This window comes from Saccharicrinis carchari, from assembly GCF_900182605.1.
GTDB classification, from domain to species: domain Bacteria; phylum Bacteroidota; class Bacteroidia; order Bacteroidales; family Marinilabiliaceae; genus Saccharicrinis; species Saccharicrinis carchari.
This window is the reverse complement of record NZ_FXTB01000002.1, coordinates 44,251-56,335: the sequence shown is the minus strand read 5'-3', so window position 1 is coordinate 56,335 and position 12,085 is coordinate 44,251. Positions and strand designations below refer to the sequence as shown.

General features: G+C 40.8%; 10 protein-coding genes. All 10 read right to left on the bottom strand.

Going from position 1 to position 12,085, the window contains the following annotated elements; all coding sequences use genetic code 11:
• Positions 1-18 precede the first annotated feature (18 nt).
• Positions 19-1,944: an asparagine synthase (glutamine-hydrolyzing) gene (gene asnB, locus FN809_RS04820; protein WP_142532365.1), complete on the bottom strand. Its 1,926-nt coding sequence runs from the start codon at positions 1,942-1,944 to the stop codon at positions 19-21.
• Positions 1,945-2,122: 178 nt separating this feature from the next.
• Positions 2,123-3,268, bottom strand: a complete 1,146-nt coding sequence (locus FN809_RS04815) for a CapA family protein (protein WP_142532364.1) — start codon at positions 3,266-3,268, stop codon at positions 2,123-2,125.
• A 46-nt stretch (positions 3,269-3,314) separates the two neighbouring features.
• Entirely contained in the window at positions 3,315-3,731 is a 417-nt protein-coding gene (locus FN809_RS04810) for a four helix bundle protein (protein WP_221929366.1), read from the bottom strand.
• A 237-nt stretch (positions 3,732-3,968) separates the two neighbouring features.
• Positions 3,969-5,093 carry a hypothetical protein gene (locus FN809_RS04805; RefSeq protein WP_142532363.1) on the bottom strand — a complete coding sequence of 375 codons (1,125 nt, stop codon included), beginning with the start codon at positions 5,091-5,093 and terminating at the stop codon, positions 3,969-3,971.
• Between the two features lie 207 nt (positions 5,094-5,300).
• Positions 5,301-6,434, bottom strand: a complete 1,134-nt coding sequence (locus FN809_RS04800) for a hypothetical protein (RefSeq protein WP_221929365.1) — start codon at positions 6,432-6,434, stop codon at positions 5,301-5,303.
• A 66-nt stretch (positions 6,435-6,500) separates the two neighbouring features.
• Complete coding sequence (locus FN809_RS04795) at positions 6,501-7,763, bottom strand: EpsG family protein (protein WP_142532362.1); 1,263 nt, start codon at positions 7,761-7,763, stop codon at positions 6,501-6,503.
• An 8-nt stretch (positions 7,764-7,771) separates the two neighbouring features.
• A complete protein-coding gene (locus FN809_RS04790) occupies positions 7,772-8,881 on the bottom strand; it encodes a glycosyltransferase family protein (protein WP_142532361.1) in 1,110 nt (369 codons plus the stop codon).
• The gene (locus tag FN809_RS04785; RefSeq protein ID WP_142532360.1) at positions 8,874-9,998 is read right to left on the bottom strand and encodes a glycosyltransferase; all 1,125 of its coding nucleotides are present in this window, start codon (positions 9,996-9,998) and stop codon (positions 8,874-8,876) included. The genes FN809_RS04790 and FN809_RS04785 overlap by 8 nt, the downstream gene beginning before the upstream one ends.
• A complete protein-coding gene (locus tag FN809_RS04780; RefSeq protein ID WP_142532359.1) occupies positions 9,998-11,029 on the bottom strand; it encodes a glycosyltransferase family 2 protein in 1,032 nt (343 codons plus the stop codon). Before FN809_RS04780 ends, FN809_RS04785 begins: the two co-directional genes overlap by 1 nt.
• A gap of 51 nt (positions 11,030-11,080) precedes the next feature.
• Complete coding sequence (locus FN809_RS04775) at positions 11,081-12,049, bottom strand: glycosyltransferase (RefSeq protein ID WP_142532358.1); 969 nt, start codon at positions 12,047-12,049, stop codon at positions 11,081-11,083.
• Between the last annotated feature and the right edge of the window lie 36 nt (positions 12,050-12,085).

Below are 12,085 nucleotides of genomic sequence, written 5' to 3'. Positions count from 1 at the left end.
AAACCAAGGATTAACCCTCTATACCGGCATTTTATATTTTCCGTCTAAATAAACCGATGCCCAGGCTTCAAAAGCGATGACAACCCACAATGCTTCGAGCTCCCGGGGACTTAAACCTTTGATATTACCCACCCAGTTATTTACCAGTTTACCATCGAATACTCCTCTTCCTTTTAAGCCGGGCAATACTTTATCGTTCAGGTATTGGTTAAACCTATCTTTTAAAAAGAATTCGCGCAAGGGGATTCCAAAACCCATTTTATCGCGGAAAGCAAAATGATGGCCGAAAACCTCGGCGGTCATCTGTTTCAGCAGGTATTTCTCGGTGTTGGTACCATTGCCATTTTTACGGCTAAGTAAAAATTTCTCCGGGATAGAGAACGAACGGCTCACCACTTCATTATCCAGAAAGGGCACCCTGTTTTCGATGGAATGCGCCATGGACATCTTATCCTGGCGTATCAACAAGTCCGGCAGATACGATTGCATCTCATATTTTACCTGACGATCGAAACGAGTACCCGTTAAGCCATTGTACAAAGATATACGATCGTACGCCGCTTTGCGTTTGTTAAATTGCGGGCAGAGCATTTTTGCCAGGGCAGGTTGCATAAAAGCGGTTGACATTATGGCCCGGTTAGCTTCATTAAAATAATCGAGTATCTCTGAGGGTTGCTTTACATTGTTTTTTATCTGTCGCAAAATATTTAATCCGCCATATGGATATTTGATATCATAAAACCTTTCGTACCCCCCAAACACCTCATCGGCACCCTCACCGCTAAGCAAAACAGTAACATACTCTTTAGCCCGCTGCGACAATTTATAAATTCCAATGGTGTTGGGATGGTTGAGCGGGGCTTCCAGATGCCAGGTAGCATGCTCAAAATGATCCAGATAATACTCCGAATCTAACAAGAACTTATGTGCGGTTATACCCAGGGTTTGACTCACCTGGTCGATATATTTTTCCTCTGAAAACCGCTCATCATCGAAAACAATGGAAACAGATTCAAAGTTGCCGTTTTTGCTTTGTTTGTTGGCCAGCCAGGTCACTAGAGAAGAATCGACACCCCCGGAAAGCTGACACCCCAGCTTTACATCGCTCATCAATTGGCTCTGTACGCTATTCCCTAAGCACAACTCCAACTTTTGTTGTACTTGCTTTCGGCTTATTTCGTGTATGTGTTGCCTGTGATATTGGTTCACATTAAAAAATTGCTCTACATTAAGTTCCCCTGCATGTGTATAGGTAATGAAATGGCCGGGCTTTAAAGATTTAATGTCGCTAAAAAGGGTGTCGTTAATATTATTTCGGAATAGCAAATATTCATCCAGTTTAGCAGGGTTTAAACCAAACGAAAAGTCATTTATATATTTAAAACATTTTAATTCAGATGAAAAAGCAAAAACATTTTTGTTAGATACATAATACATGGGTTTTATACCAAAGCGATCACGGGCTACATATAAGCTTCGTTTTTTTAAATCGACTATTACAATGGCAAACATACCATTGAGCCTGTTAAGCATTTCATGCAGACCATATTTTAGGTAAAGCGCCAGTACTACCTCTGTATCAGAAGTGCTCTTAAATTGATATCCCCACTCCTCAAGCTCTTTTTTATAATCAAAGGCATTGTAAATTTCGCCGTTAAAGGCCAGCGCCACTTTACCACCGGGGCTAAGCATCGGCTGATGTCCCATGGCCGATAAATCGAGGATGCTTAAACGGTTAAAACCCAACACGCCGTTAAAATTGCCATCTATATCTTCTATCGAGTGGCTGTTTAAAGCTTGGGAGCTGCCTGCCTTTAAATTAAAGGCTCTGATGCCGGAATCGTCGGGGCCGCGGTGTCTTTGCACCTTTAGCATCGAAATAATCCTGGAGGTATCGGTAATTGGCTTTGAGCTGGCATTTATATATCCTGTGATTCCACACATTTTTTATAAGTTTTGAATTTTTAATAGTGAGTGAACGGCATAAAACGTAAAGTTATGAGTGGTGAGCGCACCCCCATCCCTACCGCTATGCGGCAGTACTTCCCCCGCCTTAAAAAAAGGGCGAGGGAAGAGCCGATACCGTGAAGCGTTGTTTTACTTTGGACACCATATATCTGAATCATTCGTATTTTTTGAGCAAGCGCAACAAAACGTCTCTATGCGATTCGCAACGCGATAGATTGAGGTGGAACAGCCGTTTTTGCCGCGACAATAGCTTGGGCAACCAGCCCCTTTTTTGCAGAGCGGTTATATACCTTCCAAAATTGGGCTCAATAAAAGCATCGTACATCGGGAATACAGATTGGCAATACTTTTTAAATTCTGCTTCCAATTGATTATCGTTTGCAATAATGTTATTCAAAGTCCGGATGTCGGCGTCGAAAACACCTTTTTCATCATCTGTTAGATGATGAACTCCGGGCTCGGTATTGCTTTGCTTCAAGGGGATTATTTTATACGCTAATGTATCGGTAAAGGAAAGCCGGACCACATAGCCCCGGTTCCAGTCGGAATGAATTTTTCCGGGCCAATCGTACACAAAATTACCCAGGCCATAAAAAATAGGTTTGCCTTTATATATCTCATAACCCGAAAATACATGGGTATGGTGCGCTATTATAGCATCCGCTCCCTGATCGGCCAAATAACGGTATAGCTTTTTAGTACGTGGTGAGGGCAAACGATAGAATTCGTTTCCGGCATGCACAATTACAATTACAAAATCATTATGGCGCGCTGCCTGGTCAATATCGTAATAACTGTTTACAGGGTCGATAGGGTTACAGGTGTAATTACCATTGGGGGTGGACAGGAACTCGTTATCGGCATAATTGATTAGCGCAATCTTCTTTCCGTATTGCTCCAGCACATAGGGCTTGGCTGCTTCATCGTGTGAAGAACCGATACCGATAGTAGCCATTCCATTTTGTTGGCACAGTGCCAAAGTATCCTTAACCCCTTGCTCGCCATAATCCATAATGTGGTTGTTGGCCATAGCCAGCAACGAAACATCGGCGTAACGCAATGCTCCGATGGTATCGGGATGGGCTTTTTGATAGGGCCCTGTTTTAGGACGGGTGGTATTGGCATGGGTTAAAGGGCATTCCAAATCCACCACGTTTAAATCGTTATTTTTAAATACGTCGATAAAATCATTAAACACCGACTGAAAGTTTCCTTTAACGGACAACTCTTCCACCCGATTGATTGGGGCAAAGTCGCCGGTGATGAGGATGTTGATGGGAGTTGTTTTTTCTTTATTCATTTTTTAGTAGATAGTGATGAGTTGTGAGTTGTGAGTGATTCTTTGGTCACAAGCACCACTTATCAGGATTGTTAGATATGGATATAAGTATTTTTCTTACTTCGTCATATCCTGACATCAACTGATCATGTAATTCATCCGTAATATATTTGCAATCACGGGAATAATCAAGCCACACTTCCGTTTCATATTCTTCTCCCAATGCAATAGTCAATTTGTTAACAAATACTTTCAAATACTTTTCTCTTGACCATGCTTCAGCTATATTTGAGGTTATAGACCGGGATGATCGCCTAATCTGATCCGTTAACGAATACTTTTCTTCAAGAGGAAACTTCATGGTTTTGTAAAAAATCTGCGTTACCAAAGAATAAGCCTTTTGGTACACAACCAAATCTCTAAAACTATTTGCGTGATTCATAAATAAAATACCTAAATATGGGTGGACGTAATTTTTAACCATACAATTTACCTAATGTTATTTACACTCAAAACTCGTTACGCAATACGCACTACTCATCTCTACCCCCTTTACCCTTTACGCTAGTAGTCCGTTCAAGAAATGATATGGAACGGTTCTGTACAACAAGGTGTTTATATAGAACCGTTCCGTGCTTCCTTTAATACAACAGAATTTTCAAAACTCACTACTAGTTATCGCTATGCGCTTTACGCTAACCCACTCACATCTCACCACTCATCACTCATTTTTCAACCCCCCGTTCATCAAATCACCCAACTGATCGGAGGTCATAAACTCTACATCGGGCCATTTTTTCAAGATATTATTGAGCAGCTCGTTGAGTAATTTAAGGTTATCCGCCCTATTTTGGGGATCCAAGTCACCCATAAAATTGATACGGTGCGAACCTATAATGGCCGGTTTGTTCCATTTAAAGGCGATATCAATTCGTCGCAAACACTCCCCTATCGGGTCGCTTATTTTTGTTAACGAGGGTTCGAAAAAGCAATTCCGAACCAAGTATCGCTGTCCATGCCTGTTGTGGCTGCCCAGGAAGTGATACTTGCGGGTATAATTACCAAAAGAGCCGGTAGGTACCATCTGGACAAACAAACCTTGAATATATTTAACCTTGTTTTTGCTTAAGGTTTCCTCCACGTTACTATCCCAGGTATAACAAGGCGGGATAAATGATTTGGATCTGAAGCCAAACAACGTCTCGAACATATCCAGTCCTTGTGTTAAGCTTTCTTTCATCAGGTGCATATCCTTGGGCGTGTTGTAATCGAGTACCTCCATAAAATTATAGTCGCCGTTGCCCGAAAAGGTGGTGTTGCAATCGAAGGTAAACATAATTTGGGGTGTTTTTTTCCGAAGTGCTTCCATCCATCGTACCACATTAACATGTTCGCGCCCATGAAACTGCGGATGAAACAAAGCTTTTTTGTAACCCTCCTGCCATAAGGAGAACACTTTATCTCTTCCCGGATAACTTTTAAAAGTTTCGGTGACCGGCTCCACAAAATATTCTTTAAAATCTGACTCCCTTATCTTTTTAAAATCCGGGTTACCCACCACTATATTGGCTGTCATTACTGCCGGATTCCCTTTGGAATCGTTATGCGAACTCAGCACGTCAAGCAGCATGGTCATGTCGTCGTTATTTTCTATGGTATCTAAACGGTTGTAATCGGAATCCCCAATATTGAACCCTTTTTCGATAAATTTATTGAACACTTCCACCGACGGCATGCGAATACTTCCCCAATCGTCGCTTTCGATAACTACTATTTTACGTTTTGTTCTATAACCCGGCAGGTTAATCAGGTTTTGCGATAGGGTGCTTTTTATTTTAGACAACATTGGGGTTTATTTCGTTTAGGTTGATATTAGCCAGGGACGAACAGTGGATAAGGTAAAGCACCCGCATAGATAGTAGATTACAATTTTTAAAATAACTATGTCACACATCTGTTTCATTCGCTTCACACAAGCAATCTGTTAATTTATTAACAATTTGCATAAAATTGCAGCCGGAGAAAGCACCTTATGCTATTTGCTTTACGCTAATCACGTTCTGCCTGTGACAATTCGCCCTAACTCCTCCGAAGTTACAAACTCAACATCGGGCCAGCGGGTAATCATTTGCGTTAAGAGCGTATTTAATTGCTTTAATCCATTTTCGCGGTTTTGTATATGTAATGCCCCTATATAATTTACCCGGTGCGTACTGATTACCGCAGGCTTTCGCCACTTAAAGGCACTCGATATTTCGTTTAAACAACTGCTTACCCAATCTTTACCTACGTCGCTTGGTTCAAAAAAACAATTACGCGTCAAATAGCTTAGGCCGCTGCTACTCTTTTGCCCAGGCCAATGAATTCGCTTTCGGGATTTTCCGTTGCCCAAAGGTTCTGTTTGAATTTTTGAGGCAGATAGGTATTTAATACCGCTCTCTACACATACCGGTTCCAGTTGTTTACTAAACGGCCCATTGGGAGGCACAAAAAAAGTGGCGCGATACCCCAACAACTCTTCAAATAAATCGAGTCCTGATTTAATTACTTCTTTTTGGTATTGAATATCCTGAGGGTCAATAAAATCAAATGCTGCTTGAAATTCAAGCCTAATATCCCTGTCGTTGGCGGTTGAAATACCCCACATCCGGTTGTCAAAAGCAAGGTGACTGTTTTTATGCCCCAAACGTAAAGCTTTTAACCAAGGCATTACGTTTAGGTGCTCCCTACCGTGAAACTGCGGTACAAATATGCCTTTACGGATACCCTCCTGCCACAGCTTAAAAGACAACTCGCAACCCGGATACTTTTTTAAGGTATCGGTAAACGGTTCGTAATGATATGTTTTAAATTTATTATCGCGTATCTTGTCGAAATCTGGATTGGCCACAACGGCTACAGGTGTAAATACGGCCGGACGCCCTGCAGCATCCTTATGCGATGAAAGTAAATCAAAAAGCCGCGTCAGGTCTTCGGTAGTTGCGAGGCTGTCGTACTTATTAAACCGAAACCCTTCGTCGTTCAAATCGATACCTGCGTCAATCAATTTATCAAACACCTTATTGTTTGGCATGCGTATGCTGCCCCAGTCGTCCGACTCAATGACCACCAGTTTTCGTTTCGTCCTGAAACCCGGCATATTTGAGATATCCCGTTGAACGGAAGGGCTTATTATTTTTCCTATCAAAGCAAATATTTTTCTAATGAATATTTAGGCGTGTTATATTTGGCGTAGTAGATTACAGAAAAGATATTAAAACAGTACACTGGCCAGATTTATATCTTGCATAAAAAAGGGTATTCCCAAGCCGGGCGCAAATATCCATGCGTTGATGGTATCAGAACCTTGCCGTATTACAATTAATGTATTTAAAAGCATGGGAAACAAGCCTACCAATGTAAGGTAGCTGATGGTTTTGCCGGGTGGTTTTTTCACAAAAAACAAAAACACGTACATGGTGGCAAATAAGAAAAAAAGCATCTGAAAGCGCCCCCCCAATGAGGGAACCGTTTTTCCCACATTAACAAAGGTCAATAGCAGCAGATTAAAACTAAAAAGGTTACTTTCGGTTTTACCTTTCATCATATCGCCGAACCTGAACTTTATGATTATGATGGCAAACAACAGAAAATACATTACCAAATCGTTACCTATTTGCATAAACCAGGCAGCCTCCTGCAATTGATCCTGTACACCACTGGCATATGCTTCGTTGGAATACATATCGTATCGTTCCTGAAATACGCCCCCCATCCTAAGCGAGATAACCGTTAAAAAAGGAGCAATCAAGTAAGGAACTATAAACGAAACTATAGCCAAGGGTATATAAATAATATCGCGATTACGCGCAAAGAAATAAACAACCAAAATACCGCATACCGAAACAAAACTCCAATGCACTAAAACAGCGCTAAACGCCAGTATAAAATATCGCATATCGCGTTTTGTAACCACATGATAGGCAGCATAGAGAAAAATCCACATGGCAGTCCACATCCTAAAGCCCGATATGGCCATTACGGGCAACAACAAGCTGAAAAATCCCATAAATATCAGCGCATCCAAATTGGGACTTTTCAGGTACCTGCGGTGGAGCAAATTGATGCTTTTTAGATAGAAAAAACCAAATGTAGCTGCAAATATAGCAAACAACATGCGGTGGTCGGTGGTGATACGTGATACCAGGAACGACAGCACAGGCTCCAAAACATCCATGGAGTCGCTATTAGAATATAAATTGCTAAATATTTTAAAAAAATCAGAAAAAGGTAAAATACTTTTTTCCTTAAGCAGGAGCGCATATCCCACCGCATCGATATAATAACCCACATCCACCACCGTGGTGGCACCATAGTAGATAAGAAATACATAAACAACCTTTTTGGCCTCTTTATGGCTATAATCGGCCAAGGCCACCAAAAACGCCAAGAAGGGCCAGAGCACAAATAAAACCAGATAGTATTTACTGCTTACCGGATTGCCATATATGTATTTATCTAAATAGAGTGTATTCATACTGCATTTCAATCTTTTAACAGATCAATAAATTGTTTTGACACATGGCTGATGTGAAACTCCTCCGGGTTGGGCAAAGGCATGGCATCGGTGTAATCGCCTTTTATAAAGTTTAAGATACTTTGTTGCTTGAAATCGCGGCCTATGTTTAAAACCGGACGGTTTACGATGGCATAATCAATTAGTTTACTAGGTGAATTAAGCTGGGTGTTGTTATCGAAATTGACCAGGAAATCCATCCCCGGCAGTATTTCCATCAACTCATCACGTGGTATATATCCCGAAACAACGAGTTTTCCTTTCAGCTTTTCTTTATATCCATTCAACATGTCGTGTGAATTGGTATAAACTAAAAATTTAAATGGTTTATCCAGCGTACTTAAAAATTGAAGCAACGGTTGTGGATCGCGCACGCCTGCTATAAAACCACCTGCATAGGCAAAGGTAGGCATGGGATTGTTGGGGCATTTGTTGTTATTTCTTTTTAAATCGAATTGAAAGCCTTGTGAAATGATTCTGATTTTATTTTTAAACTCAGGGTAATAGGCATTGATGGCCGAGGCGATAGGAATAGCAATATAATCTACCTTTCTGCCAAACCATTTCTCAAAATAGCCAAAATAAAACAGTTTCCGATAGGTGTCTAACACATCACCCATATATGGGTCGCCACAATCGGCCACCCAGGTGGGCGCTATGGGATGTGTTGATGAACGTGACCAGGCCACACCCCAATGTACCGGGTGTGGAACGGCAAAGGAAATGAGCAGATCGTATCCCTCTTCGTACTTTAGCATTTTTTTCACACTAAACATATCCCCGATGGCGGGATACTCAAAAAACATTAACAGTAAACGTGTTAGAATACTGCTGAATAAAGCCCCCAGCCTATTTGAAAATGAAGGCACGGGCTTTAACGATTTGCCCCACATTTTCAGCCTGATTGGGTGTTGGTTTAAAAATTTACTGTAGTTGTGATTACGGTACTTAGTGATAACAGTCACCTCATGGCCTTGCCGGCAATACTCTTTGGCCAGCTCTGTAACCCTATAACTACGTGGCGATATCTCCGGGTAAAACCCATTGGACACCAATAATATTTTCTTTTTCTTAGTCATTGTTTAAACAGGAATTTAGCAGCGCCATCCATTGTGGGCCAATTACATTAATATGAAACCTTTGCACATGCTCTATTGCATTTAAGGCCATCCTCATCCTATCCTTTTCGTTACTCATTAAACGATTTAACTTAATAGTAAAGTCATGCCCATCATTTGACTTGGCCACCAATCCGTTTTCCTCATGTATTACGATATCGGTTATTGATGTCCAATTGTTAAATGCCACAGGCACCACCCCGAACTGCATGGCCTCGGCCATGGCCAAACCAAAGCCCTCATAGTCGGATGTTAAACAGATAACAGCAGCTTGCTTGTAATAAGGTTCCGGGTCTACAAAACCTTTAAAAACGATGTTGTTCAATTCTAATTCCCGGGCCAACTTTTCTGTTTTCTGCCTATCAGGTCCATCTCCAAGGATCAGCAATTCCCAATCGGGGTGCTGCCTGAACAAGCTTGACCATATACGTAACATTTTATCGGGCCTTTTCGATGTCCAATCCAACCTACCCACAAAAAGAATCTGTTTTTTTTTGGCTTTTAGGGGTTGGGGTTTCCTGAATACACAGGGATTACTGATGGGAACAATCCTGGAGGTATTCAGCATCAGATTCTTTTGCAAGTTTCTTTTAAACTCGCCCGATAATACAACCAATTTATCGCTGTGTTTAAGCAACGATTGCATGGCTATTCTGTATTTAACGGCACGGAGTTTACTCAGGATATAATTGGCTAATTTACCATAGCCTATATCACGGCTTAGGCCATGTAAAGGATCCGTATGATAAAAGGATATTTTTTTTGCCGGATAAAGTCCGGTATTTAGCCAAAAAGGCGAACGGTGGTTCGAAGCATCATGGTTAACGATTATATCGATACACAATTTTCTCAACAAACTTTGATAGTATCGTAGATTTCGGTCAGAAAAAAAATCCGTGTCGGGGAGCGTGTAAATTTTTGCCGGGAACACATAATTGTCTTCTTTATCGTATTCGTGGTTCAAGTAATAAACCCGGTTTCCATTATCTACAAAGTATCTGGCCAATGTATCGGCCACCCTGCCCACTCCTCCACGATTGGGGTTTAACCAGTTTTTATATGCGAAAAGGATATTCATCACATCATAACCTTTGCCAAAATTTTTTTGCCTTGTGGTTGCAGTGTAAGCAAGCACAGATAAACATAAAGAAGAAAGGGGGATATATTATATAAATAACCCAAACGATAATAGAATTTATTACACCCCTTGAGGTCAAGTTTACCAAATCCATTGACCCTTAACAGGCGCCATGCCTTAAATGGTTTTGCAAATCTAAAAATGGCTACTGTTGAAGTAAACGCCAGGGTAACAAACTTAACAATAGACTGGTTTAAAAACTCTACCTCCTTCCCCTTTGATTTTTGATCTACTTTAAAACTATTGAGGTTGCATGCAGCAATAATAAAACCTTTGAGTGCCCGGTTTGAATTAAACAGGTTGGAGTGCGTAGCGGATCCTGGTCGGGAAGTGCGTTGCAAAAAGGAAGATCCGTGGAACACACATTTTTGAGCAAAATACATAATTCGCACCAAAAACTCACCGTCTTCCAGGTAAGGAATATCTGGCTTAAACCTCAATTTATGCCCATCAATAAACTCCCGCAAAAATAAAATAGCCCAAATACGATCCGGATCAGGAGTTCCATCCGGCCGTGCCAAATGATACGCCTCAGTACCGTTATATACTTTATTTGACAGATGCTCATTAAACACCTTGTGGCGCACTGTACCATCTTGGTTTAAGATAGTATAACCCATAAAAGAAACCTCTACCTTATTTTCTTCGGCATGATTTAGTATGCGTGCAAAACTGTTTTCATCCACGTAATCATCCGGATCTACAAAAAGCAAGTATTTGCCCCTGGCTTTGTCCATACCATTATTTCGGGCCATGGAAACGCCTTGATTCTGCTGGTCGATCAAAACAATATTGGCAAACTCTTTTTGTAAGTCAAGAACTATTTGCTTACAGTTATCCGGGGATCCGTCATTCACACAAATGATTTCGTAATCCTGATGTGGAACATCCTGCTCTTGGAGGCTACGTATGCACCTTTCCAGTTGAGGTGCAACGTTGTACATGGGTAGTATTACTGAAAGACGTATCATAGTATCATCAATTATGTGCTGTTTTTTTAGCTTATATGGGTACCGGCACCACTATTCTTCATAAAACTCACGTTTTTTAAGCTGAGGAAATAAGCTCTTTTTTATTGTTATATAATATTTAAACGGGTTCAGGTAGGTAATCAAAATATAATGCAGACTACTGTTAAAATTTGTATTGGCCCTGAACAGCCTCAATTTAAATAAATTAGAAACAAACCAAATATAACGCTGACTCCACCTTACATCCAAGGGCAGATTGGGATAAGTATAGGCTCTACGAAAGGATTCGTTTTTAAAAAAGTTTGGATTGATAAGGTTCTTTTTTTCGTTGTTGTTAATCGCCTTTTTATGCTTACGATAGTTTACCGTTGCTTTATCCATAAAGTGAAGCCGGATTCCGTTTTTGGTTAAGTTTAGCCATAAGGGATAATCCTCGAGTAAGGTATATTCCTCGTCGAAGCCACCTACCGAACGCAGCGTTTGGGTATGAATAAATAAGGAAGGGGTATAATGAATCCTGTCACTAACCAGTAACATGCGATATTGTGACTCAACATTACGCGATGGTGCCATTATACTTTTAGGGCTGAACGGCTTACCTGGAATTCTATTTAAAAAATTATCATTGCAAAAAACATCCTGAAACACATCCACCTTCGAAAGTAGCACTTTTACCTCCGGATTTGATGCTATCCACTCCATATTTAGCTTGATACAATCGGGTTTAAGTGAATCATCGCCCGCCGGAAAACAAGCCCACTGGCCTGTTACTTTTGCCAACCCACGATTTACATTAGCAGGCACACCTGTATTTTTATCTGCCTCTACCATCTCGGTTCTTGTAAAAACATGCCCATTCCTGGTGAGCCATTTTTTACAAATTGAGACCGTATCATCCAACGAGCAATCATCCGTAATGATTAGTTCAATTTCGCCCCATGATTGATTGGCAATACTATCCAGTGTTTCAACCACAAAGGCCGACGAATTATAGGTTACAACAACAACCGATACAAGCATATTATTAAAGGACTCTAATTAATTATTTTTGAATAC